Annotated in this window: 21 protein-coding genes; 6 read left to right on the forward strand and 15 right to left on the reverse strand. The window is 45.9% G+C overall.

Annotated elements, in window-relative coordinates; translation table 11 throughout:
- Positions 1–10: 10 nt before the first annotated feature.
- The 5 genes from CK1_RS16475 to CK1_RS16495 form a co-directional block, all read right to left on the reverse strand.
- Complete coding sequence (locus CK1_RS16475) at positions 11–640, reverse strand: PucR family transcriptional regulator ligand-binding domain-containing protein (protein WP_015527269.1); 630 nt, start codon at positions 638–640, stop codon at positions 11–13.
- Between the two features lie 246 nt (positions 641–886).
- Positions 887–2158 carry an MFS transporter gene (locus tag CK1_RS16480; RefSeq protein ID WP_306289010.1) on the reverse strand — a complete coding sequence of 424 codons (1272 nt, stop codon included), beginning with the start codon at positions 2156–2158 and terminating at the stop codon, positions 887–889.
- Between the two features lie 440 nt (positions 2159–2598).
- Positions 2599–3723, reverse strand: coding sequence for a DUF362 domain-containing protein (locus tag CK1_RS16485; protein ID WP_015527270.1), 1125 nt, complete (start codon positions 3721–3723; stop codon positions 2599–2601).
- A 140-nt stretch (positions 3724–3863) separates the two neighbouring features.
- The gene (locus tag CK1_RS16490; RefSeq protein WP_015527271.1) at positions 3864–4331 is read right to left on the reverse strand and encodes a DUF2284 domain-containing protein; all 468 of its coding nucleotides are present in this window, start codon (positions 4329–4331) and stop codon (positions 3864–3866) included.
- Positions 4332–4395: 64 nt separating this feature from the next.
- The gene (locus CK1_RS16495) at positions 4396–5268 is read right to left on the reverse strand and encodes a LysR family transcriptional regulator (protein ID WP_015527272.1); all 873 of its coding nucleotides are present in this window, start codon (positions 5266–5268) and stop codon (positions 4396–4398) included.
- 184 nt (positions 5269–5452) lie between these two features.
- On the opposite strand from CK1_RS16495, the gene CK1_RS16500 reads away from it, so the two are divergent.
- The 3 genes from CK1_RS16500 to sdaAA are packed head-to-tail and all read left to right on the forward strand — an operon-like array spanning position 5453 to position 8207.
- On the forward strand, positions 5453–6643 hold the full coding sequence (locus CK1_RS16500) for a dicarboxylate/amino acid:cation symporter (protein WP_306289011.1): 1191 nt from the start codon (positions 5453–5455) through the stop codon (positions 6641–6643).
- A 5-nt stretch (positions 6644–6648) separates the two neighbouring features.
- The gene (gene sdaAB / locus CK1_RS16505) at positions 6649–7317 is read left to right on the forward strand and encodes an L-serine ammonia-lyase, iron-sulfur-dependent subunit beta (protein WP_015527273.1); all 669 of its coding nucleotides are present in this window, start codon (positions 6649–6651) and stop codon (positions 7315–7317) included.
- Between the two features lie 20 nt (positions 7318–7337).
- Positions 7338–8207 (forward strand): L-serine ammonia-lyase, iron-sulfur-dependent, subunit alpha, encoded by an 870-nt coding sequence (sdaAA, locus tag CK1_RS16510; RefSeq protein WP_015527274.1) that lies wholly within the window; start codon positions 7338–7340, stop codon positions 8205–8207.
- 288 nt (positions 8208–8495) lie between these two features.
- Here sdaAA and CK1_RS16515 read toward each other — a convergent pair whose 3' ends face one another.
- From CK1_RS16515 to CK1_RS16530, 4 genes are all read right to left on the reverse strand, one after another.
- Positions 8496–9197 (reverse strand): GTP pyrophosphokinase, encoded by a 702-nt coding sequence (locus CK1_RS16515; protein ID WP_015527275.1) that lies wholly within the window; start codon positions 9195–9197, stop codon positions 8496–8498.
- Between the two features lie 185 nt (positions 9198–9382).
- A complete protein-coding gene (locus CK1_RS16520) occupies positions 9383–9742 on the reverse strand; it encodes a P-II family nitrogen regulator (protein WP_015527276.1) in 360 nt (119 codons plus the stop codon).
- A gap of 46 nt (positions 9743–9788) precedes the next feature.
- Positions 9789–11027: an ammonium transporter gene (locus CK1_RS16525; RefSeq protein WP_015527277.1), complete on the reverse strand. Its 1239-nt coding sequence runs from the start codon at positions 11025–11027 to the stop codon at positions 9789–9791.
- Positions 11028–11262: 235 nt separating this feature from the next.
- Positions 11263–11988: a TraX family protein gene (locus CK1_RS16530; RefSeq protein ID WP_306289012.1), complete on the reverse strand. Its 726-nt coding sequence runs from the start codon at positions 11986–11988 to the stop codon at positions 11263–11265.
- 226 nt (positions 11989–12214) lie between these two features.
- On the opposite strand from CK1_RS16530, the gene nudC reads away from it, so the two are divergent.
- A complete protein-coding gene (nudC, locus tag CK1_RS16535) occupies positions 12215–13051 on the forward strand; it encodes an NAD(+) diphosphatase (protein WP_015527278.1) in 837 nt (278 codons plus the stop codon).
- 203 nt (positions 13052–13254) lie between these two features.
- Here nudC and glgP read toward each other — a convergent pair whose 3' ends face one another.
- Both glgP and CK1_RS16545 read right to left on the reverse strand, forming a co-directional pair.
- Entirely contained in the window at positions 13255–15528 is a 2274-nt protein-coding gene (gene glgP, locus CK1_RS16540; RefSeq protein WP_353611266.1) for a glycogen/starch/alpha-glucan family phosphorylase, read from the reverse strand.
- 209 nt (positions 15529–15737) lie between these two features.
- Positions 15738–16655 (reverse strand): AraC family transcriptional regulator, encoded by a 918-nt coding sequence (locus CK1_RS16545; protein WP_015527280.1) that lies wholly within the window; start codon positions 16653–16655, stop codon positions 15738–15740.
- A gap of 436 nt (positions 16656–17091) precedes the next feature.
- On the opposite strand from CK1_RS16545, the gene CK1_RS16550 reads away from it, so the two are divergent.
- Together CK1_RS16550 and CK1_RS16555 are read left to right on the forward strand one after the other, a co-directional pair.
- The gene (locus CK1_RS16550; protein WP_353611267.1) at positions 17092–18153 is read left to right on the forward strand and encodes an iron-containing alcohol dehydrogenase; all 1062 of its coding nucleotides are present in this window, start codon (positions 17092–17094) and stop codon (positions 18151–18153) included.
- 70 nt (positions 18154–18223) lie between these two features.
- Positions 18224–19603: an aldehyde dehydrogenase gene (locus tag CK1_RS16555; protein ID WP_015527282.1), complete on the forward strand. Its 1380-nt coding sequence runs from the start codon at positions 18224–18226 to the stop codon at positions 19601–19603.
- 57 nt (positions 19604–19660) lie between these two features.
- Here the strand turns inward: CK1_RS16555 and CK1_RS16560 are convergent, their stop codons facing one another.
- From CK1_RS16560 to CK1_RS16575, 4 genes are all read right to left on the reverse strand, one after another.
- Positions 19661–21754 carry a glycoside hydrolase family 3 C-terminal domain-containing protein gene (locus tag CK1_RS16560; RefSeq protein WP_015527283.1) on the reverse strand — a complete coding sequence of 698 codons (2094 nt, stop codon included), beginning with the start codon at positions 21752–21754 and terminating at the stop codon, positions 19661–19663.
- 185 nt (positions 21755–21939) lie between these two features.
- Positions 21940–22713 carry a tryptophan synthase subunit alpha gene (trpA, locus tag CK1_RS16565; RefSeq protein ID WP_015527285.1) on the reverse strand — a complete coding sequence of 258 codons (774 nt, stop codon included), beginning with the start codon at positions 22711–22713 and terminating at the stop codon, positions 21940–21942.
- Positions 22706–23890, reverse strand: coding sequence for a tryptophan synthase subunit beta (trpB, locus tag CK1_RS16570; RefSeq protein WP_015527286.1), 1185 nt, complete (start codon positions 23888–23890; stop codon positions 22706–22708). Before trpB ends, trpA begins: the two co-directional genes overlap by 8 nt.
- 1 nt (position 23891) lies before the next feature.
- Positions 23892–24539, reverse strand: coding sequence for a phosphoribosylanthranilate isomerase (locus CK1_RS16575; RefSeq protein ID WP_015527287.1), 648 nt, complete (start codon positions 24537–24539; stop codon positions 23892–23894).
- Positions 24540–24541: the final 2 nt, after the last annotated feature.

The raw sequence follows: 24541 nt of genomic DNA on the forward strand, positions 1-24541 counted from the left end.
TACATTTACTTTATATGCTCATGAACGCAATCGCTTTGCGATCTGCGTTCAAATCCGAGTATATTTTCTCAACAATACTGTCTGTATCCATTTCGCAGGTAATAGCCTGTTCCCTGAGAACTGAAGAAAAATCTTTTTCTCTCCACCATCTGCGCATATCTTTTTCACCAAATTCTCTGTTTCTTGTATTATGTCGTCTCACGGTTTCTTCAAACGACAGATCAAAATAATCTCCCATCCACCTGTTCTGCATTTCATATTCCAGGATGATCTTTCCCACACTCTGAGCAATATCCACAAGAGAAGCTCCCTTCCACCGGATGTAAAACAGCGAGAGCTGAAGCGCATTGGCTTTGTCGATCATCTCCTTCGGGACGGGTTCTTTGTCATCGGTGATTGAAATCCCAAAGCCGGAAATTCCAAGCCCATACAGTTCTTCCATGGCTTTCCCGGCTTCTTCCAGGTCAAACCGGACATAGTCTACCACACACAGGGCAAAATTCCCCTGGTTCATATGCTCCTCAAAAGGCCGGATCTGCACCATATAGGTCCATGTGACAGGTCTTGTGAGACCTTTTTCCCCGGCGATCAGCTCCACTACGTCCAGTTGCAGTTCCAGTATATCCTGACAGGTGATCATATGCATCAACTCCTTATTATTGCAGTATTTCACACGCTCTCATCCATAAACAGGCAAATACGATATCTGATTTTCTCATCCTTCAGTTATCCTAGCAGAAATATCTGATTCCGGCAACTCAAAAAAAGCCTGGAAGAAATCAGCCACAGGCATTTTATTTCTTCCAGGTTTTTCTGTTTTCTGATTCTCAGTCAGCTGTCTTTGATCCGGCAGCTGATACAGCTCTGCATCCAGTTACATTCAGACTTATTCTGCCTGTGGTTTGCTTACCTGTGCTGTATCATTCTTTACTCCGGCAGATTTTTCGGCATGCTCTTTCACAAGATTCTGTCCAAGTAGAGTCAGGCATACCAATGCGATCACTGCAAAAACAGCTCCGATCCCAAATACCACGTTCATCTCATAACCTTTGCTACTCACCAGACCGGAGATCGCCGGTGCGCCAAAGGTTGCAAATACAATGCCGAACATGACAAATCCGTAATTCTCCCCGGTGTGCTTCATTCCGAAAATAGCGCTTGTCAGGGACGGAAAGCTTCCCATGATGCCGCCGTAGCAGCCGTACATCAGCACAACAGCAACCGTTACTGCCAGGGATCTTGATACAGCGAGAACTCCCATAGCGATCACTGCCACGATCAGCACTCCTTTGATGCAGACGATCCTTCCCACTTTATCTGCAAGTGTCGGAAGCACCAGTCTGGCTCCCGCATTGACAATGGATCCAAGCATAACGGCGCTGACTGCCACTGCAGACGGGATCCCAAGGTCGATCTGGTAGGTCTGGGATACCGGTGAAACCATAAAATAAGAAATCAGTCCAAAGAACATGGTCGCAAGAAGAAGATAAAAATTTCTTGTACGCATCATCTCTCCGGATGTATACTGCTTCATCTCCGATGTTCCGGACTTTGCCGCAGAGCCACCTGCGTTCACCAGACTCTTATCGGGTGCCTGAAAAAAGATGCCGCACAGAATCCAGGAAACTGCGATGGCTGCCCCAATGATCAGAAAGGTTTTCTGCACACCCTCTGCCTCCAGCAGCTTTCGACTCAGCGGCGCCAGGAAAAATCCGCAAAGTCCGTTGGCAGTTACCACAACGCCGGAAGCAAATCCGGTACGGTCCGGGAACCATCTCTGCACAGTTGCCAGGATCACCGTGTAGATCATTCCCTGTCCAAATCCCTGCATCACGCCATAGGACAGATACATAGGAAGCGGTGTAGGAACGATCAGAAATGCGGATGCCAGGATTCCTGCCGCAAAGATCCCGCCTCCGATCCATACAATCGTCTTTTCCTTAAAGCGGTTCTGCATCCTTCCGCCTACGATATTTCCGAATACAAAGGTGCTCAGTGCCAGATAAAAGCACATGGATGCCTGTCCCTGACTCCAGCCTGCCTGCTCCATCACATAGGGCTGGTAAATAGACCATACATGGGGATATCCGGTAAAAAAGATCGCGAAAGCTCCAAATATCATAGTCAGCAGACGCTGTTTTTTCTGTATTCCTGTCATAATTTCCTCCTCTGAAAAAGATTTCAGGCCTGCTCTATATTCTCTGCTCACAGAATGCAGCCTGTTTCTGTACACACGATCTGCACGTTTTCCTGCACATTAGCTCCGCTTATCTTTGATATTTTCGTATTTGCGTGCTATTTTTCTCTATTCGCGTGTTAAATGCGTGTTAATTATGTTGTGTGTATGTTATCACACGCAGTCTGATTATGCAATATAAATTTACAGCTTTTTCTGTTTTCTCGTTTTTGTCCAAATTTTCCTGTTATTTCTTTGTATATTATTCACAATAGCTGTATTTCGAGCACGCATATGCACGCATATGTTTTTTATTTTAGATACCGTCTTTATACGTTTTTTCATTTTATGTTTCTTTATTTACGCAAAAAAGCACGCCATGTAACAGGCGTGCTTTCGTGATTTTATATGATTTCTGTTGCTTATTTGATTATCTTCAGCTCATATTCCCTGGTTCCCAGGCCGATCTTTTCTGCCTGATCCAAAGTTGCCTTCCACTCAATATTCGGATTGGAATCCTTAAAGTGGTCATGGTGACAGTGCCATCCCGGCTCTGCCAGATGCTCTCCAAGCTGGCTGTTGGCGATCGGTGTTGCCTTCAGGCAGGCATCTGCACAGGCCTGATCCAGTGCAACCGGGTCAAAGCTTGCGAACATTCCGATATCCGGAAGGATCGGCGCATCATTTTCACCATGGCAGTCACAGTTAGGGCTGATATCCTGTACCAGTGCAATATGGAAATGGGGACGTCCGTGACAGACAGCCTGTGCATACTCTGCCATCTTGCGATCAAGAAGCTCGTTTGCACTGCTATTCGGATTGTATACGGCATCATAGCTGCAGGCCCCGATACAGCGGCCACAGCCTTTGCATTTATCGTAATCGATAACTGCTTTCTTGTTTACATATGTAATCGCATCACTTCCGCACTCTTTCGCACAACGGCGGCAGCCACGACAGACATCTTCATGGATGGCCGGCTTTCCGCTGGCATGCTGCTGCATTTTTCCGGCACGGCTTCCGCATCCCATACCGATATTCTTCAGAGCACCGCCAAAGCCGGTTGTCTCATGTCCCTTGAAATGGCTGAGACTGATAAAAATATCTGCGTCCATGATAGCATGTCCGATCAGGGCAGTTTTGCAGTATTCTCCGTTTACTACCGGAACTTCTACTTCATCGGTTCCTCGAACTCCGTCACCGATGATGATCTGGCATCCGGTTGTGATCGTGTTAAATCCGTTAAGATTTGCACAGTCCAGATGCTCCAGTGCGTTCTTTCTGCTTCCCGGATAAAGGGTATTACAATCTGTCAGGAACGGCATTCCGCCCTGCTCCTTACAAAGATCTGCGACTACCTTTGCATAGTTCGGACGAAGAAATGCCATATTTCCAAGCTCTCCGAAATGCATCTTGATGGCTACGAATTTTCCATCCATATCGATATCTTTGATTCCTGCGGCAACGCAGAGTTTTTTCAGTTTGTCCAGCTGGCTGGTTCCCACCGGACAACGAAAATCAGTGAAATAAACTGTTGATTTTTCCATTCTGTTTTTTCTCCTGCTGATTCTTTTTATGTAATTACATTTATTTAAACTCTACACGTTTTTTCTGTTTCTGTCAACGGATACTCGCATTTGTAAAACTCCATCTATTTCTCCCATATTCCTTTACAAAATCCTTCATCTTACCCATGGAAAAGAACCTGGGAAAAATAACGGATCATTCCGTCGCTGGTCCAGCATAGCATTCCTGCAGCGTCTGCCATTTTCTGTGCATCCACACAGTAAGCGGACATGCAGGAATTATGTTTATAAGGTCCCGCACTCATGATCAGAAGATCAGTTATTCCCTCTTCTTTCATCTTCTCTGCCAGCTGTTCTGTCAGTTTGTTATGAGCAAGTTTTGCCTTTTTGTAGTCCATAAGGCCATCCTGCATTGTCTGGAGTATCAGCGTTTTTTCGTATTTCAGCGCATGCTCTTTCATCTCCTCTACAGTGCCGCTCTGTGGTGGACATGCCGGGTTTTTATCATAATTCCCGCAAAGATTGTCCTCGCAGAAAACCCGGTATTCCGGCACAAATACAAGCTGATCGGTACTTATGACCGCTGCGTCGGAAAAACCAAGAGCTTTTGCTTCTTCAATAAGATTCATTTGTTCTCTCCTGTGTTTTTCTTTTATAGTGCCACATTTTATTTGTTTTTACAAGCTCTGACTTTCACTCTGCCGCCAGACGGATAAACTCCTCCATCTCTCTCGTCTTAAACTTATTTTTATGGTAAAAGATCTGCCGGTACATGGATATCTCCACATCTTCCACATGTAAAAGGGCAATTCTTCCTTTCCGGATATCCCGCTCCACAGCCAGATAGGGAAGAAAGGAAAGTCCGTGGTTCTTTTCCAGCATGCGGATGATGAAAGCGGTATCGCTGATCTCCAGTACCGGTGACAGGGCCTGCTTCTTAAGTGCCAGCTGCTGATCCAGGGCCTGGCGATAATTGGCATTCTTTTCCGTGAGAAAAAAAGGCTCTTCCAGGATATCCTCCATCTTCAGCGTCTTTCCCGCAAACTCCGAATCTGCAGAGGCCACAAATACTACCGGCTCCGCCTTCTCCATGACCTTCACCCAGTTCTGGTCCCACCTTGGGGTATCCAGTATATAAATGAGATCCAGCCCGTTATGCTCCATCATCCGTATCAGCTGCTCCGGTGTATCAATAGTCACCTGCATATTTACTTTCGGGTGAAACTCACGAAATTTGCTGAGAACAGCCGGAAGCTTTGCTGTGCAGAGAGATTCGATCGTCCCGATATGTAATGGATTTTTCAGTTCCGCATCATCATTCATTGACTTTTTTGCTTTATTTACGTCATATAAGATCCGGCTTGCATGCCCCATAAACTCTTTTCCGGACGGAGTAAGCACCACACGCTTTCCGGTTCTGTCAAAAAGTCTTGTTTCCAGCTCATTTTCCAGAAGACGGATCTGGACAGTGATCGCTGACTGAGTGTATCCCAGAACCTCTGCTGCCCTGGAAAAGCTCTGAAGCTGTGCTACATGTACAAACGTCTCCAACTGACGGATTTCCATGATTTTCTCCCTTTTACTATGAAATTTTTTCATCGTGATGATGAAATCTGTGAATTTGCCTTATTTTTATGTCAATGTTACAATACAATCACGAGGACGTCAATCGTATTTTTGTGCAAAATGAATAAATTCATACTTAGGAGGAAAGAATCCAAATGGAAAAGAAAAAATCAAGATCGGACTTGTGCCGAAGCTGATCATTGCCATCATCGTAGGTATCCTGTTCGGCCAGTTCCTTCCGGAAGGCTTCTGTCGCTTTGTTGTAACCCTTTCCGGATTTTTCAGTACCTTTCTGAAATTCGTCATCCCGCTGATGATCCTTGCCTATGTGACCATGGGTATTGCGGATCTTTCACAGGGTGCAGGGAAGCTTCTCCTGATCACAGTGGCTCTGGCTTATGGCTCCACTCTGATCGCAGGTTCCGCATCCTATCTGGTATCATCCAGCCTGTTCCCACACTTTATGAGTGAAGGTGCACTGGATCAGATCGCAGCTACCGCAGACGCATCCCTGACACCGTTTTTCTCTATCACACTGGAGCCGGTCATGGATACTCTTTCTGCTGTTGCCCTTGCCTTTGTCATGGGACTGTGCCTCTCTTCCATGCGTGGAAAAGAAATGGGAAACAGCCTTTATAACGGAATGAGTGACTTTTCCAAGATCATTGACAAGGTCCTTCATACCATTATCATCCCGCTGCTTCCGCTTTACATCTGCGGAACCTTCACAGATATGACTATTTCCGGAAAAACCTTTGCCATCTTAAGCATCCTCTGGAAGGTATTCCTTGTTGTTATCATCATGCACCTGATCTGCATTACGATCCAGTTTGTGATCGCAGGTACTGTCAGCAAAAAGAATCCTTTCACTCTGATCAAAAATCAGATCCCGGGATACACAACTGCTCTGGGAACCCAGTCTTCCGCAGCTACCATCCCGGTCAATCTGGAATGTGCCAAAAAGGACGGCGTGTGCGAGCAGATCCGCAACTTCGTAGTACCGCTCTGTGCAAACATCCACATGGCCGGTTCCATGATCACCATCACAGCCTGTGCTACTGCAGTCTGCCTTATGAACCAGCTGCCCATCAGTCTTGGGATCATCGTTCCGTTCATCATGACTCTCGGTGTTGCCATGGTTGCATCTCCCGGTGCTCCCGGTGGTTCCATCATGACTGCCCTTCCATTCCTTTACATGGTATTCGGAGCGGAAGCCGGGGATCCGGACGGTGCCATCTGTGCTATCATGGTTGCCCTTTACATTACCCAGGATTCCTTCGGAACTGCCTGCAATGTATCCGGTGACAACGCCATCGGCGTGATCGTTGACACCATTTATAAGAAATTTATTGCAAAAACACCACAGGAGAATTAAGCAAAATGTCTTTTATCAGTGTATTTGACGTTATGGGTCCCAACATGATCGGTCCTTCCAGTTCTCATACCGCAGGGGCTGCACGCATTGCTTTCCTTGCCCAGAAGATGATCACGCCGCCCCTGAAAAAAGTAGAATTCATCCTTTATGGTTCCTTCGCCAGAACATACAAGGGACACGGTACAGACCGTGCCCTCCTTGGCGGGATCATGGGCTTTTCCACAGATGACATGCGTATACGGAATTCTTTTGATATTGCCAGGGAACAGGGGATCGACTTTTCCTTTACTCCAAATGAAGCGGAAACCGATGTCCATCCCAATACTGTAGATATCCATATGGTCAATGAACAGGGACAGGAAATGACAGTCCGGGGGGAATCGCTGGGCGGCGGCAAGGTCCGCATTGTGGAGATCAACCACGTGAAAGTGGATTTCACCGGCGAATACAGTGCCATCATCGTGATCCATCAGGATACTCCCGGTGTTGTGGCCTACATCACCAGATGCTTAAGTGAACGTAACATTAACATTGCCTTCATGCGCCTCTTCCGTGAATCCAAAGGAACCACAGCCTATACGATCGTGGAATCCGATGGTCATCTCCCGGAAGATATCGTAGAAAGCATTCACCGGAACACCAACATCCATGATGTCATGGTTGTTCAGATGTAGGGAAAAGGAGGATGTGTTTTATGGATTTCAAAAATGCCAAGGAACTTCTTGCTCTCTGCCAGGAAAAAAAGCTTCCGATTTCCGAAGTAATGCGCCAGCGTGAGATCCTTCTCGGTGAAACCACTGCTGAAATCGTGGACCAGCGCATGGATCGTGTTCTGGAGATCATGAAGGATGCTGCTTTTTCCCCCATCAAAGATCCGGTGATATCTATGGGCGGACTGATCGGCGGTGAAGCCCGAAAGCTCTGCGAATTTCATGACCTGGGAAAAAGCCTGTGCGGAAATGTTCTCGGAAAGGGAATCACCTACGCTATGGCAACCCTTGAGACCAACGCTTCCATGGGACTTATCGTTGCCTCTCCTACTGCCGGCAGTGCCGGGATCGTTCCCGGAATGATGCTTGCTCTTCAGGAGGTCTACGGCTTTTCCGATAAAAAAATCCGCCAGGCATTATTTAATGCAGGCGCGATCGGCTATCTTGCCATGCGAAACGCCACAGTTGCAGGTGCGGTTGGCGGATGTCAGGCTGAGGTCGGAATCGCTTCTGCAATGGCTGCTTCTGCTGCTGTGGAACTTCTTGGCGGTACACCTCTTCAGTGTACTTATGCTGCTTCCACCGTTCTTATGAATATGCTCGGTCTTGTATGTGACCCGGTAGGCGGCCTGGTGGAATATCCCTGCCAGAACCGTAACGCAGCCGGTGTTTCCAATGCCCTAATCGCAGCGGAAATGTCACTGGCCGGTATCCCCCAGTTCATCCCGCTGGATGAGATGATCGATGCCATGTATACTGTGGGCAAAAAACTTCCTGCAGAGCTTCGTGAAACTGCTCTCGGCGGTTGTGCAGCCACACCGTCCGCCTGTGAAAAGTGTCATCTTTGCAGTTGAAATGCAACTATGGCAGAGAAAAAGCAGTTGGATATCTTATGCCCCATTTGTTGCACAGCTCTATATTGAATAATAACTTCATAGTTTGCTCAGTCAGATAATAAAACGGAGAATTCCTTAAATTTTTCTTTCGGGAATTCTCCGTTTTCTTTTTTATAAATCCTAATTTATAATTTCATGTGTAAATATCTTTTATTTCTCCAGCACCGGGATATTCTCCTTTTCTGATGCAGTAATTTTACAGGTTTGTCATAAAACAGGCATTCTGATCTCGCATTCGCTGATTGCTCAGATTTTTTCGATTTTATTTCGTAATCCCAGCATTCTGTGATCCAGATTAGCAATTTCTTCTGCATATTTTTTTAATTCTGTTTCAATTTCCGCATTGTCTCTTTTTTTATAATACAATTCATATTCTAACACAGACCAGTAATCCATCGCAATGGTCCGAAGCTGTATTTCCACCAGTTCTTTCTGTTCACCTTCCGCAGAGTAGATAGGTACTTTCACGATCAGATGAAGACTTTTGTAGCCGTTTTTCTTTGGATTTTTAATGTAATCCTTTATCCGGACGATCTCGATATCCTTCTGCATTTCCAGGGATTCTGCAACCTGGTAAAGCTCATCCTCAAACGGACAGACTACACGGATGCCGATGAGATCTTTCAGATTTTTTCTGGCAGTCTCAAAATCCGGTTCCAGTCCTTTTTTCAGAAGTTTAGCGTAAATACTTTCAGCACTTTTTATCCGGTTGGTGATCTGACTGATCACAGTACGCTTTTTCTGTCCGGAAAGCTCTGCATTGATCATCTTCAGTTTTGCCATAAGGATATCGATGGCCGCCTTACAGCGGAGGCGGTAGTCCGGATCCTTGATGTAGCTTGCGATGGCTGCTGTTTTTTCTGCCGCCAGTTTAAGATGTTCCGGTTCTGCTGAACTCAACTCCTGAGCCTGCTCTTTTCTGATCTTCTTTGATTTCTTTTTTGACATAGTTTTTCCGTATGTTTTAATTTTACTTTCTAACTGATCTATTGTGTACCTTTCTATCTTATATGTAACTGCAGAAGTTTGCATCAAATCAAAGTAAGACTATTGTTAATTATCTGCAAAAAATCCTTCTGAAAATCTGAATATCTCAGTTTTTCCAGAAGGATCTTTTTTACATCTTTATTATTTTACAGGAACTCCGACTGCAGCGCATCGTATCCTGTCTCACCTGTACGGATACGAACAGCGTTGCGTATCTCATAGCTAAATATCTTTCCATCGCCGGGATCACCGGTAAATGCTGCTTTCTGCACAGCATCAATAACTTTGATCTCCCAATCTTCCGATGATACCACAATTTCAAACTTGATCTTCGGTTTCAGAAATACATCGATCTTGGAACCACGGACATATTCTGTATAGCCGCGCTGTGTTCCGCAGCCCATGATCTGGGTTACTGTAAAACCGTTAACCTGGATCTCATTTAACGCTGCTTTTACATCTTCCATTTTTTCTTCTCTTACGATTGCTTCTATCTTTATAAGCATACGATTTCCTCCATTTTCACACGATCATTGCGGACAAATTCTTTTATCAGTCAAATCCATTAAATGACGGATATGCATTCTCTCCATGCTGGGACGCATCCAGACCAACCATCTCTTCCTTCGGATCTACACGAAGCGGTGTAAAGATCCGCACGATCCCGATACAGATCAGCGTTCCCACAATAGCAACCGCAATAGTGATCACAATACTCAATACCTGCGCCAGGAACAGACGGTGAGCTCCAAACACAAGGCCATCCCATTTTGCAACAGAGTTAATGGAAGTTTTTCCGAAGAGACCTGTTGCGATTCCTCCCCAGATACCACCGATACCATGGCAGCCAAAAGCATCCAGGGCATCGTCGATCTTCAGCTTCTGTTTCAGAAGGATCACAGTAAAGTAACAGATCGGGCTTACCAGGATCCCAATGATAAAGGATGCCCATACCGGTACGAAACCAGCTCCCGGTGTAATGGCTACCAGTCCGATAACAAGACCTGTGGATGCACCAACCAGTGTCGGTTTTCCCTCGCGGATCACCTCAATCAGCATCCAGGTCAGCAGTGCGCAGGCAGAAGAAATACTGCTGGTCATAAAGGCATGTGCCGCAAGGCCGTCTGCCTTCAGCGCACTTCCTGCATTAAAGCCGAACCATCCGAACCACAGCATAGCTGCTCCGAGAAATACAAATGGGATATTGTGTGTGCGATAGGTTGCTTTTGCATAGCCTCGTCTCTGTCCAAGATAAATGGCAAGAACCAGTGCACTGACACCGGAACTGATATGTACCACATTTCCTCCTGCAAAGTCCACAGAGCCAATGGCTGCCAGAAATCCACCGTCTCCCCAGACCATATGTGCCATTGGATAATACACGATCAAAGACCAGATCGCAATAAAGAAAAACAGCGCCTTAAAACGCATTCTTCCAACCACGGCACCGGTGATCAGTGCTGGTGTGATCATAGCAAACATCATCTGGAACGCCACAAATACCAGATGCGGGATCGTATCCGCATAAGGTCCCGGCTCCCAGCCTACGCCATTCAGCGCAAACCAGCGAAAATCTCCGATGATCCCGCCATGATTTCCTCCAAATGCCAGCGAATATCCAAACAATGTCCACATAACTACGGACAGTCCCATGATCGCCCCACAGGCCATCATGGTATTTACCACATTTTTCCTGCGGACCAGTCCTCCGTAGAAAAACGCAAGCCCAGGTGTCATAAAGAACACAAAGGCTGTACAGATCAGCATAAAGCCGGTATCTCCTGCATTCATCATTCATTTCCTCCTCAATTCCCTCAATTATTCTGCAACGCAAAAAAGCGCCTGGAAACTCAATTTCCAGACGCCTTTGTCATGTCAGTTAGCATAGCAGATAGTTTGTGGGTTTTCAAGAGTTTTTTCGCTATTTTTCTGTTTTCTTACAGAATTACTATGTTTTATGTGGATATGAAATTTATTTTCGGCAATCTATCCGGTTATAAATATTGGAGAGATTTTATTTTATCTATTACTGTACTATAACACGGACTATGCTCAGGATCAGCAGATGTGCCGGATAAAAGATATAGAAAAACCACTTGGAAAACTTCGGTGCTTTTTCGGATTTTTTGCCATTATAGAAGCACAGGATGATGATTCCTGATGCCACGATCCCTGCTGCCGAAAACAGAGCATGGATCATTGCCGGTCCGGCTGCCATTTTTTCAACGTAGGAGCTGTAGTTAAACAGCACAAAAAGGGCAGCACCGACTCCGTACGCTGTTATCATCCTCTTCCTGTTCCCCCAGCTCTCATGGAACCAGATGGTAAAAACCGGTGCCAGGATTGCCCAGTCCGAACAAACGGATAGTAAAAGAAGCAGGATCAGAAGTGGAATTCTCCATTTACTTGCCATCATCCTTTCCTGAACAACCAGGATCATAAAACAGATAAACAGAGTAAAGATCATATTCAGCTGTGAATTTCCAAAGGCTATCATATAGGGAATCTGAGAGATCCCGGCAAAGATCAGAAGTCTTTCACCGTATTTTCTCCTGGAATGTGTATAGTAAAAGCCTTCCACAAGAAAATAGCACATGGTAATGGCTGTGAAGTAGCCAATGTCTATAAACACTTCCCACAGGATCGTGTTTTCCGGCAGAAGCACGTTGGCGATATGGTTCAGAAGCATGGTAAAAATTGCCAGATATTTAATGGCATCCCGGGTCAGTCCCGGCTTTTCTGTTGTTGGCATGATTTTCTCCTTCTGTGCAGAAAAATTTTCAGATCTTTCACATCTTCTGCACAATATAATACATTTATCTTACACTGATTTTCTGACTCATACAACTTTTTTGTTATTGCTGGAGTTGCCTTTTTCTTAAGGTAAGCTTATACTGTAGAAAGCATGCTGTATTTTATATGGCAAAACTTCTCAGCAAACACTGTAAAACAATAAATTCGGAAAGGAATTATCGATCATGATCCAGGATATCGCACCACATACCTATCACAATGAATACAAACCTGTGGCCCCGGATAAAGAAAGCCACATCCTCGCCTATGAAGAAGGAAAGATCCTTATGAAAAAAGATGGCGAGACTATGACTCTTCCAAGCTTTGGAGAGCTGGAAGGAAAAGTTGAAAATCTCTATGAGAATTATATCTATCTCTTCTCCATTGACGAAGAGCATTTTTATCTGATCCCGGATCTTGACACCAGTCTCCTTCCTGGTTATCAGTTTGAGATCACAAGAGTTCTCCGCACAGCGGAGCCACAGTATCTGGCTTTCGCAGGAATCACCGGATATCAGCTCTTTCAGTGGTACAGCAAGCGCCGTTTCTGCGGCTGCTGCGGCAAACCGATGGTACATGATAAACATGAGCGCAAGATGATCTGCCCTGCCTGTGGAAACGGTGAATATCCGGTGCTTTCTCCAGCTGTGATTGTAGGCGTTACCAACGGTAACAAGCTGATCCTCTCCAAATATGAGGGCCGAAATCACACCCGCTACGCCATGATCGCAGGTTTTGCCGAGATTGGTGAGACCATCGAGGAGACCGTTCACCGTGAAGTTATGGAAGAGATCGGCGTAAAGGTCAAAAATCTCCGCTACTACAAGAGCCAGCCATGGTCCTTCTCCGGAACCCTTCTGTTTGGCTTCTACTGTGATCTGGATGGCGACGACACTCTGACTGTAGACCACGATGAGCTTTCCATGGCCTCCTGGTTCAACCGGGAAGACATTCCGGATGAAGGAGATAATATCAGCCTTACCAAGGAAATGATGATGGCATTTAAGCATGGAAAAGCCTGAAGTATCGCTTGCCTGATTCCGTAAACAATTTTTCGTAACCAATTTCACAAAAACACCGGCCATTCATCTGTACCATGTCCTGTCCAGGCTGCCAGATCATCTCTGACATCTCAGCCCCAGTACATATTCCAATGAATGCCGGTGTTTTTATTTTCTATTTTTCTATTTTTCTTCCGAGCCGGAGCAATCTGCCTAAAACCGTTTTATTTCTCCGGTGTCAGATGCCAGATATCTCTGTTGTACTCTTCGATGGTTCTGTCTGAAGAGAAGTATCCTGCTTTTCCGATATTTACAAGCATTTTCTCTGCCCATGCGGTTCTGTCCTCATAATCGAGCAGTGCCTGATCTTTCACCTTCGCATAATCCTCGAAGTCAAGAAGAGTCATGAACCAGTCTTTGCTTACGATCTCATGATGCAGTCTTCTTAAATGCTCCTCACTTCCAATAGAAAGAAGCTCATTTCCTACAATAAAGTCTACTGCACGACGGATGCGCTCGTCTTTCTCATAAAAATCTCTGGAGCAGTAGTCAGCCTTTTCATAGTGTTCGATAACCTGCTCACTGGACTCTCCGAAGATATAGATATTATCCTTGCCTACCAGCTGGCTGATCTCCACATTTGCACCATCCATGGTTCCCAGTGTTACAGCACCGTTGAGCATGAACTTCATGTTTCCTGTTCCGCTGGCCTCCTTGGAAGCAAGAGAAATCTGCTCGGAGATATCGCAGGCAGGGATCAGCTTCTCTGCTGCACTTACGTTGTAGTTTTCCACCATAACAACTTTCATGTACGGGAAAACCTCCGGATCATTGTTGATAAGCTCCTGTAAGCAGAGAAGCAGGTGGATAATATCCTTTGCGATAACGTATGCAGGAGCTGCCTTTGCACCGAAGATAAAGGTTACCGGGCGCTGCGGCTTCTCGCCTGCTTTGATCTTCAGGTAACGGTCAATGATGTAAAGTGCGTTCAGCTGCTGACGTTTGTACTCATGAAGACGTTTGATCTGGATATCATAAACACTGTGTGTGTTGATCTCTTCACCTGTGTTGGCTTTGATAAACTCCGCACATCTCTTCTTTGCATCCTGCTTGATCTTAAGGATATTTGCAAGAACGTCCTGATTTTCCTTGAAGCCAAGCATCTTGTCAAGCTCAAAGGAATCCTTGCGGAAGCCGTCACCGATCATAGATGTAATGTACTCTGTCAGCGGATGGTTGCAATGAAGGAGCCATCTGCGGAAGGTAATTCCGTTTGTCTTGTTATTGAATTTCTCCGGATAGATCTCATAGAACTGATGAAGCTCTGTCTCCTTCAGGATATCGGTATGAAGGGATGCAACACCGTTGATGGAAAATCCGTAGTGGATGTCCATATGTGCCATGTGTACCAGGTCGTTCTTGTCGATGATGGCAAGATTTTCCTGCGGATATTTTGCTTTGATACGCTCGTCCAGCTTGCGGATGATCGGCATCAGATGCGGAACAACCTCCTCAAGATAGGAGATCGGCCATTTCTCAAGTGCCTCTGCAAGAATGGTATGGTTGGTATAAGCGCATACATGAGATACGATCTCGCATGCCTCCTCGAACTCGATCCCACGCTCCGTGAGGAGACGGATAAGCTCCGGAATTACCATACTCGGATGTGTATCGTTGATCTGGATCACTGCGTAATCGGCAAGGTCATGAAGATTGCAGCCTTTTGCTGTTGCCTCATCCAGGATCAGCTGTGCCGCATTGCTTACCATGAAGTACTGCTGATAAATACGAAGCTTTCTTCCTGCATCATCGCTGTCATCCGGATAAAGGAACAGTGTCAGGTTGTGGAGCAGATCCCTCTTATCAAAGGAGATTCCCTCACCTACAATGCTCTCATCTGCAATATCAATATCAAAAAGGCGAAGCTTGATCGCTTTGTTCTCATAGCCTGCAACATCAATATCATACAGTGTGGATTTCAGCATAAAGCCCTTAAATGGGACATAATAGGAAACGCCTGCATCTGTAAGCCAGCTCTCCGGCTGGATCCAAGGATTCGGTGTCTCAAACTGAAGATGATCCTTAAACTCCTGTTTGAAAAGTCCGAGGTGATAATTAAGTCCGATTCCTTCTCCCGGAAGTCCCAGAGTTGCAATGGAATCCAGGAAACATGCTGCCAGACGGCCAAGTCCGCCGTTTCCGAGAGATGGCTCCGGCTCGATCTCCTCGATCATGGAAAGCTCTTTTCCGTTTTCTTTAAGATATTTCGCAACTTCATCATAAACGCCCAGATTGATCAGGTTGTTGGAAAGAAGCTTACCGATAAGGAACTCTGCGGAAATATAATAAATTTTCTTTTTTCCTTCCTGGTAGCCACGGCCCTTCAGCTGCTCCTTTGTCCAGGAAAGAAGTCCGTGATAGATTTCCTCGTTTGTACAATCTTTTACATTTTTGTTATATTTGTCTTCAAATACTTTGCTTAATGTTTCCATTTTGATCTCCTTTCATGGATCTTGATGGGATGAAATATGTTTTTACAAGGTTGTTTGCTTTGTTTTTGATGATATTAGGATATCACGCATTTCTTTTCAAAAATATAACAATCCTGTCATGATATGCAAGATATTTGTCAGACTGTTTTTCACTTTTTACTGTAGCTCTGGATAAAAACGTAACCGATACATATGCGGTTGCTTCGGGAGCTTTCTCAGATCTGTCTCATACTCTTCCTGTACTTATGCGGTGAAACCTTATTGGACTGCTGAAATTTCTTTATAAAATAACTTGTACTGTTAAATCCCACCTGCATGGCAATCTCCGTCACAGGTGCATCGGAATGCGTAAGAAGATACTTCGCCTTCTCCATACGGAAGTCATTGATGTATTCCACCAGGGTTTTTCCCGTATACTGGCGGAAAAGCTTCATAAAATAATACTCACTGTAATTGGAAAGTCCGGAAAGCTCTGAAACGGTAAGATTCTCCTGGTAGTGAAGGCTGATATGATCCAGCACTTCCTTTACTGCTGCAAGGCTCTTGTTCTGCTCTGTACTTACCGGGATAATATAATGCTTCGTCAGCATCTCATAAAAGAAATCAAAAAACAGCATTTTCAGCTTCACATAAAAATATGGCTTCTTCTCCGTATGACAGTCATGGATCTCCAGAAAAATTTCCCGTAGCTTCTCATATCCGGAATCTCCTTCTTCTATATGATGGCAGAATTCTGCCTTGTTTTCTATTAATGGTGATACCACACATTCCTGGCAGATATCTCCCGGCTGACCTGCAAGGAAACCCAGGCTGAAAACCACACTCTTATAATAAAGAGGCTTCTTAAGATCCGTGCGCATACTATGGAGAACTCCGCAGTTCACGATCAGGATATCCCCCTTTTTCAGGCGGATGCTCTCCCGGTTCAGTCTGGCAAAACCACTGCCTTTTTCAATATACATGATCTCCATCTCACTGTGCCAGTGGTCATACAGTGCATGAAAGATCTCACAGTTCGCCATATAGGTTTCCACCGGCAGCTCAAAGGAACCGTGAGGGCTTAATTCTTTTAAATTATCATCCACTTCGGATACGTGAAGAGGATTTTTTGCGGATGTGTCTGTTTCTGGCATGATTTCCTCCGTGATCAATATCTATCCTGCGAACACTTGCCTTACGCTGGATATACAATCCTTGCATGATGATTCTGTTTGACTCCCTTAGTGTAAAGGATATTTACAACCATGACAATATTATATTTTCCTGTTTTCTTTTTATGACGTTACGGTTACTCTGTTCTCAGCAACACACTTCGCGATGCACTTCCATAAACGGCAATCTTGACTTTTCCCCTTCCAACTGCTATATATAATATTTAGAATAAAATAATTTGACTTTAAAAGGAACGAAAACTACCATGAATCCATTAAAAAAGCTTACTGCCGGGTTTTCCAGAATGTTTTTAAATTCGCCCTTCCACTGCTTCCTTACCGCAATCCGAAGATCATCGGAAGCGTCAAAGGTATTCCGGAAGTTCTGGAAAAAAGAAACTATAACAATGTACTCATCATCACAGATGCAGGAATCCGAAGCCTTGGCCTTACAGAAAGGCTGGAGCAGACACTGAAGCGAAGCTGCATCTCTTACCACATCTACGACAAAACCGTTGCCAATCCAACAACCGTCAATGTGGACGAAGCCCTTCACATGTATCTGGACAATGACTGCCAGGCGATCATCGGCTTCGGCGGAGGTTCCAGTATGGACTGTGCAAAAGCCACAGCAGCCCGCATTGCCAAGCCACACCAGTCTCTTGCTCAGATGAAGGGAATCCTGAAGATCCACAAAAAGCTTCCTCTTCTCATCGCCATCCCCACGACTGCAGGAACAGGAAGTGAAACAACACTTGCTGCTGTCATTACCGATGCAGAAACACGGCACAAATATGCCATCAACGATTTTCCGCTGATCCCACGCTACGCAGTCCTTGACCCGAAAGTGACTTTAAGCCTTCCGCCGTTTATCACAGCTACCACCGGCATGGATGCCCTGACTCACGCAGTGGAAGCCTACATTGGAAATTCCACTACACCTGGCACAAGAAAAAATGCCCTGGATGCTGTCAGACTGATCTTTGAAAATCTGGATACCGCCTACACAGACGGCAATAATATTGAAGCAAGACGAAATATGCTCCGCGCCTCCTATTTCGCAGGCTGTGCCTTCACCAAATCCTACGTTGGATATATCCACGCAATTGCACATTCCCTCGGCGGAAAATATAATGTTCCACATGGGCTTGCCAATGCAGTGATCCTTCCTATGGTACTGGAAACATACGGAGATTCCATCACTCACAAACTCCGCAACCTTGCCGTAACTGCCGGTCTCTGCGATAAACATGAGGACGATAAAACTGCTGCCCGGATGTTTATTGATGCAATAAAAGATATGAAAAAACGCTTTGGCATCGGAGACTATATCCCGGAAATCCAGGAAACAGACATCCCGGAGCTTGCCCATTACGCAGATAAAGAAGCCAATCCTCTGTACCCGGTTCCTGTGCTGATGGATGCCGGCGAACTTGAAACACTGTATTACAGACTGATGCCTCCGGCAGGCAATTGCTAAAACAGCCATTGGCATAGAAAGATTTTTTCAATATTTCGAATACAGTTTTTTCAGAAAGGACTACAATTCCATGGAAAAAGAACAGATCAACCAGCTTTTAGATAAACAGCGCCAGTACTTCTACTCCGGCGCAACTCTTGACCTTGATTTTCGCATCAGCGCCCTGAAACGTCTCCGCGCTTCCATCCGGAAACACGAAGATCAGATCCACGCCGCGCTGAAAAAGGATCTGGGAAAAAGTAATTTCGAAAGCTATATGTGTGAGACCGGACTGGTGCTCTCCGAGATCACACATATGCTGAAAAATATCCGCTCCTACGCAAAAGAACAGACCGTTCCAACTCCACTGACACAGTTCCATTCCCGCAGTTTCCGCAAACCATCCCCCTACGGTGTGGTTCTCATTATGAGTCCGTGGAACTATCCGTTTCTTCTCACCATAGAACCACTGGTAGACGCCATTGCAGCCGGAAACACAGTCATCCTGAAACCAAGTGCCTACTCACCGGCAACAAGTGAAGTGATCCGTCTTCTCATCCATGAATGTTTCGATGAAAAATACGTTGCAACTGTCACAGGCGGACGTGCGGAAAACACACATCTTCTCAGTCTGCACTTTGATTACATCTTCTTCACGGGAAGCCAGTCTGTGGGAAAAGAGGTCATGAGAAAGGCTTCCGAACACCTCACACCAGTCACTCTGGAGCTGGGTGGAAAAAGCCCCTGCATCGTGGACAAAACAGCCAATCTCCGCCTTGCGGCAAAACGTATCGTATTCGGCAAGTTCCTGAACTGTGGCCAGACCTGCGTGGCTCCGGACTACATCTACTGTGATCCGGAGATCAAAGAAGCCCTGGTCGCAGAGCTTCGCAGACAGATCACACGCCAGTATGGAAAAGAACCACTGAAGAACCGGAAATATGGAAAGATCATCAACGAAAAGCATTTCGACCGTATCAACAGTCTGATCGATCCTGCCAAAACTGTCTGCGGCGGTGGTTCCAACCGTGAAACACTTCAGATCGATCCGACAGTTCTTGATAACGTAACCTTCGAAGATCCGGTCATGCAGCAGGAAATCTTCGGCCCGGTACTTCCGGTCCTCACCTATGACTCTCTCGGAGGTGCTGTAACAAAGATCAATTCCATGGCACATCCGCTGGCTCTTTATATCTTCACCGAAGATGAAAAAAATGCCCGGGAAGTTACTTCCCGATGTGGTTTCGGCGGTGGCTGTATCAACGATGTCCTCATACATCTGGCAACCAGCAATATGGGCTTCGGCGGCTTTGGGGAAAGCGGCATGGGATCCTATCATGGCATCGACGGCTTCCGGACATTCTCTCATTACAAGAGTATTGTAGATAAAAAGACCTGGATCGATCTTCCTATGAGATATCAGAAATATCGGAAGATTTATGAGAAAATGGTACGGTTGTTTATGCGTTAGATATAAAGGGAGGGCGCTGCCTGATGCATCGCCCTCCTGTTACTTTAGATTTTCTTATTATTTTTCCCAGATGATCTTTACCGGCATGATCCCGGTCAGTTCTTTGCTTTTTTCATCCGGCTGGCTGCAGCCTGCATAAATTTCAAATTTCTTTCCTTCTTCCATCCGTTTCCCTGTTTCATCTACTACGGTGAATGCTTTTTCCCATATTGGGATTTCTATTTTTCGGCATTCTCCCGCCTTCAGGAATATCCGCTGAAAACCGGCCAGCATCGGATTGGGAATGGCATTTTTGCTGTCGATATTTTTTACATAGATCTGAACAACATCCTCTGTATCATATGCGCCGTTATTCTGCACTTCTACCTCCACGTTTATCTTCTGTCCACATGTTTTGACCTCTGCTTTATCTACTGCCACCTTACTGTACGTCAGACCATATCCAAAAGGAAACTGTGCTTTTCGTTCCATATAGCGATATGTTCTGCCTTTCATGGAATAATCGGTAAAATCCGGAAGTTCTTCCAGGCTTTCATAAAATGTCACCGGAAGTTTTCCTGATGGCGAGATTTCTCCAAACAGTACCTTTGCCGCTGCCTTCCCGCCCTGGCATCCAGGGTACCACAGCATCATGACGGCATCAAATTTCTCTGCCGCATATTTCAGATCAAGGTCACTTCCTGCCAGCAGACAGAATACTACCGGTTTTCCGGTGTCTGCGATTGCTTCCATCAGTTCTCGCTGTACTCCGGGAAGTTCAATATCTTCTTTATCTCCCGATACATAGCTGTTTCCGGTGTCTCCCTCTTCTCCTTCCAGTGTCTCATCCAGTCCCATACATAAGATCACCACATCGCTGTTTTCCGCAACCACCTTTGCTTCCGCAATACGATCTCTGGTAAACGCAAGGTGCTCCGTCCGGTCTCGGAACAGATCACAGCCTCTGGAAGTAAGGATCCTTACATCGTCTCCCACATAATCCTGGATGCCTTCCTGTATGGTAATATACCTGGAAGCTGTCCCGTGATAATTGCCGATCAGCGCCTGCCTGCTGTCCGCATTTGGTCCGATGATCCCTATTGTTTTCAGTTTTTCTTTATCAAGCGGAAGAATCCCGTTATTTTTCAGCAGAACAAAGCTTTTTTCCGCTGCTTTCTCCGCTGCATCCAGATGCCTGGGAGATTCCACCTCCATGTAGGAGAGATTGTCATATTCGCTTCCATCAAACAACCCCAGCAGATACCTTGTGGTGAAAAGCCTCACTGCTGCCCGGGTTATGGTTTCTTCTGTGACAAGCCCCTTTTCGTATGCCTTCATAATGTGAAGATAGGTATTTCCACAATTCAGGTCACAGCCATTATTAATCGCCAATGCTGCAGATTCAACGGCTGTATCCGTTACCATATGGTGTTCATGAAAATCACGGATCGCCCAGCAGTCTGATACAAAATGCCCCTGAAATTTCCATTCGCCTCTGAGTTTTTTCTGTAATGTGGGACTTCCGCAGCAGGGTTCCCCGTTTGTCCGGTTATAAGCTCCCATAACCGCTTCTACTTTCGCTTCTTTTACCAGACCTTCGAATGCCGGCAGATACGTTTCTTCCATATCTTTTGCGGATGCTTCCGCATCAAATTCATGACGGAGTGCCTCCGGCCCGGAATGTACTGCAAAATGTTTGGCACAGGCTGCTGCCTTCATTGTATCCCCATTTCCCTGAAGTGCTTTTACAAAGGAAACTCCCAGTTCTTTTGTAAGATACGGATCTTCCCCATAAGTTTCATGGCCTCTACCCCATCGTGGATCACGGAAAATATTGACATTAGGAGACCAGAACGTCAATCCCTTATAAATATCTCTGTCACCGTTTACGGAATATGCATTATACTTTGCTCTGCCCTCTGTTGCCACGATACCGGCCATCTCTGCCACACTTTTCCGGTCAAAAGCTGCCGCCATTCCGATCGCCTGTGGAAAAACCGTTGCCTGCCCTGCTCTGGCAACACCGTGAAGTCCCTCATTCCACCAGTTATACGCCGGAATTCCCAATCTTTTTATTGCAGGTGCATCGTACCTTAACTGACTGGCTTTTTCCTCCAGAGTCATCCTGGCAACCAGCGCTTCTGCTTTCTTCTTTGCTTCTTCCCGATTCATCCCCAATTTCCTCCTCACCTTTTTTTATATCATCTATCATTTGGTCTCTGACTGTCAAGTAGATATTTCCTGCAATTTTTCCGGCCTCTGTTCAGAGCAGAAAAAAAATCTACTTTACCCTTTCTTTGGGATAAAGCAGATTTTTATTACACTTTGTGATCTGTGTTGCGATTTCAGCCGGGAACTTATCTGATCGCATCCTTCATCTCTTTCACATAAGCCTTCACCTTCGGCACGCAGTCTTTGCCGTAGGCACCACAAAGCTTCACGATCGCAGATCCTACAATGGCACCGTCTGACTGATCTGCCATTTTTTTTGCCTGCTCCGGTGTGGAGATTCCGAATCCTACTGCACATGGAATGTCTTTCTGGGCTTTTACTAATTTCACCATAGCTCCGATATCTGTGGTAATGCTGGTACGCATTCCTGTTACACCAAGGGAAGATACGCAGTAAACAAATCCTTCCGCCTCTTTTGCGATCATGGCGATCCGCTCATGGGAGGTCGGTGCGATCAGGGAGATCAGGTCAAGGCCGTACTGTTTGCACACAACATCAAACTCTTCTTTTTCTTCAAAAGGAACATCCGGAAGGATCAGTCCATCCATTCCAACTTCCGCTGCTTTCTTGATAAAACGCTCTGTTCCGTAAGAAAATACTACGTTTGCGTAGGTCATGAATACCATTGGGATTTTTGTATTTTTACGGATTTTTTCTACCATTGAAAAAACTTTATCTGTAGTCACGCCGCCTGCAAGTGCCCGGACATTAGCTTCCTGGATCACGGGTCCCTCTGCGGTAGGATCTGAGAACGGGATCCCAAGCTCGATCAGATCTGCTCCTACTTCTTCCATTGCATAAACCAGCTGCTCTGTTACCTCCAGAGACGGATCTCCGCAGGTTAAAAAAGGAATAAATGCTTTTCCGTTTGCAAATGCTTCTGTAATTCTCTTATTCATGAATATCCTCCCCTCTGTAGCGGGCAATTGCCGCACAGTCCTTATCTCCACGTCCTGAAATGGTAACTACCATGATCTTGTCCTTTCCAAGTGTCGGTGCGATCTTTTTCGCATAGGCCACTGCGTGGGCACTTTCGATCGCAGGAATGATTCCTTCTGTTCTGGAAAGATATTCAAAAGCCTCTACTGCTTCGTCATCTGTAACAGGAACGTACTCTGCTCTTCCGATATCATAAAGGTGTGCATGCTCCGGACCTACACCCGGATAATCAAGACCTGCGGAGATGGAGTATACCGGTGCGATCTGTCCGTACTCATCCTGGCAGAAGTAAGATTTCATACCATGGAAGATTCCGAGACGACCGGTTGCGATGGTTGCCGCAGTCTCCGCAGTATTCACGCCACGTCCTGCTGCCTCACAGCCGATGAGACGAACGTCTTTGTCCTCAATGAAATTGTAGAAAGTTCCGATAGCATTGGAGCCGCCGCCCACACAGGCCAGGACAACATCCGGAAGTCTGCCCTCTTTTTCCAGCATCTGTTCTTTGATCTCCTTGGAGATCACGGCCTGGAAATCACGTACGATGGTCGGGAACGGGTGCGGGCCCATAACAGATCCCAGTACATAATGGGTATCTGCAATACGGTTTGTCCACTCACGCATGGTCTCGGAAACGGCATCCTTTAAGGTTGCGGTTCCGCTTGTGACTGCATGGACTTTTGCTCCGAGAAGACGCATTTTGTAAACATTCAGTGCCTGACGTTCCGTGTCTTCTTTTCCCATGAATACCTCACATTCCATTCCCATCAGTGCTGCTGCGGTTGCAGTTGCAACACCGTGCTGGCCGGCTCCTGTCTCTGCGATGACACGGGTCTTGCCCATTTTTTTTGCCAGGAGCACCTGACCAAGTACGTTGTTGATCTTGTGGGCTCCTGTGTGGTTTAAGTCTTCTCTTTTCAGATAGATCTTGGCTCCGCCAAGGTCCTCGGTCATATGTGCCGCATAGTAAAGACGGGATGGTCTTCCTGCGTATTCATTGAGAAGCTCTGTGAGCTCACGGTTGAATTCCGGATCGTTTTTGTAATGGTTGTATGCTTCCTCAAGCTCCAGAACGGCGTTCATCAGTGTTTCCGGGATGTACTGTCCGCCATGGATGCCGAATCTTCCTTTTGACATGTTATATTTCCTCCTTTATGTTCCTTACTGCGTATACTGCTTCTAATATTTTATCCGGGTCTTTGTGACCGTCGGTTTCTACACTGCTGCTTAAATCTACTGCCCAGGGGTGAAGCAGATGTATGGCCGATTCCAGATTTTCACAGCCCAGACCTCCTGCCAGAAACCAGGGACGTTTGATCGCCGGTACCAGACTCCAGTCGAAAGTTTCTCCTGTTCCTCCTGCGCCCTGATCCAGCAGAATATAGTCTGCTTCCGAACGGACCGCTTTCTTTATATCTGCTTCTGTTTTTATGGAAAAAGCCTTTATCAGAATCTGGTCTGTCATGGTCTTAAGCTGTCTGATATAATTCTCGTCCTCCTGGCCGTGAAGCTGTGCCAGTGCGATGGTTTCTTCGTTTAAAAGCTGTGCGGGAAGCTCCACCGGTGCATTGACGAATACGCCTACCGGCAAAATGCTATCATCCAGTTCTTCCCGGAGAGCCTTCAATTGCTCCACGGTGACGTTTCTTCTGCTTTTTGGGAATTCTACAATGAATCCTGCAAAGTCCGGTTTAGCCTGGTTAACTGCCTGGATATCTTCCGGGCGGGTCAGGCCGCAGATCTTGATCCTGATTCTGCTCCCATGTTTCAACGGTTGTTCTCTCATAT

The sequence above is a fragment of the Ruminococcus sp. SR1/5 genome (assembly GCF_000209835.1).
In the GTDB taxonomy this organism is placed as follows: Bacteria; Bacillota; Clostridia; order Lachnospirales; family Lachnospiraceae; genus Blautia_A; species Blautia_A fusiformis.

What these genes read in the sequence shown, in the direction of transcription:
- CK1_RS16560 (WP_015527283.1), bottom strand. Translation starts at nt 21,754, where the DNA reads ATGAATCGGGAAGAAGCAAAGAAGAAAGCAGAAGCGCTGGTTGCCAGG.
- sdaAB (WP_015527273.1), top strand. Translation starts at nt 6,649, where the DNA reads ATGTCTTTTATCAGTGTATTTGACGTTATGGGTCCCAACATGATCGGT.
- CK1_RS16525 (WP_015527277.1), bottom strand. Translation starts at nt 11,027, where the DNA reads ATGAATGCAGGAGATACCGGCTTTATGCTGATCTGTACAGCCTTTGTG.
- CK1_RS16520 (WP_015527276.1), bottom strand. Translation starts at nt 9,742, where the DNA reads ATGCTTATAAAGATAGAAGCAATCGTAAGAGAAGAAAAAATGGAAGAT.
- CK1_RS16545 (WP_015527280.1), bottom strand. Translation starts at nt 16,655, where the DNA reads ATGCCAGAAACAGACACATCCGCAAAAAATCCTCTTCACGTATCCGAA.
- CK1_RS16490 (WP_015527271.1), bottom strand. Translation starts at nt 4,331, where the DNA reads ATGAATCTTATTGAAGAAGCAAAAGCTCTTGGTTTTTCCGACGCAGCG.
- CK1_RS16485 (WP_015527270.1), bottom strand. Translation starts at nt 3,723, where the DNA reads ATGGAAAAATCAACAGTTTATTTCACTGATTTTCGTTGTCCGGTGGGA.
- CK1_RS16480 (WP_306289010.1), bottom strand. Translation starts at nt 2,158, where the DNA reads ATGACAGGAATACAGAAAAAACAGCGTCTGCTGACTATGATATTTGGA.
- CK1_RS16475 (WP_015527269.1), bottom strand. Translation starts at nt 640, where the DNA reads ATGATCACCTGTCAGGATATACTGGAACTGCAACTGGACGTAGTGGAG.
- CK1_RS16575 (WP_015527287.1), bottom strand. Translation starts at nt 24,539, where the DNA reads ATGAGAGAACAACCGTTGAAACATGGGAGCAGAATCAGGATCAAGATC.
- CK1_RS16515 (WP_015527275.1), bottom strand. Translation starts at nt 9,197, where the DNA reads ATGTCAAAAAAGAAATCAAAGAAGATCAGAAAAGAGCAGGCTCAGGAG.
- CK1_RS16530 (WP_306289012.1), bottom strand. Translation starts at nt 11,988, where the DNA reads ATGCCAACAACAGAAAAGCCGGGACTGACCCGGGATGCCATTAAATAT.
- CK1_RS16495 (WP_015527272.1), bottom strand. Translation starts at nt 5,268, where the DNA reads ATGGAAATCCGTCAGTTGGAGACGTTTGTACATGTAGCACAGCTTCAG.
- trpA (WP_015527285.1), bottom strand. Translation starts at nt 22,713, where the DNA reads ATGAATAAGAGAATTACAGAAGCATTTGCAAACGGAAAAGCATTTATT.
- nudC (WP_015527278.1), top strand. Translation starts at nt 12,215, where the DNA reads ATGATCCAGGATATCGCACCACATACCTATCACAATGAATACAAACCT.
- trpB (WP_015527286.1), bottom strand. Translation starts at nt 23,890, where the DNA reads ATGTCAAAAGGAAGATTCGGCATCCATGGCGGACAGTACATCCCGGAA.
- CK1_RS16555 (WP_015527282.1), top strand. Translation starts at nt 18,224, where the DNA reads ATGGAAAAAGAACAGATCAACCAGCTTTTAGATAAACAGCGCCAGTAC.
- sdaAA (WP_015527274.1), top strand. Translation starts at nt 7,338, where the DNA reads ATGGATTTCAAAAATGCCAAGGAACTTCTTGCTCTCTGCCAGGAAAAA.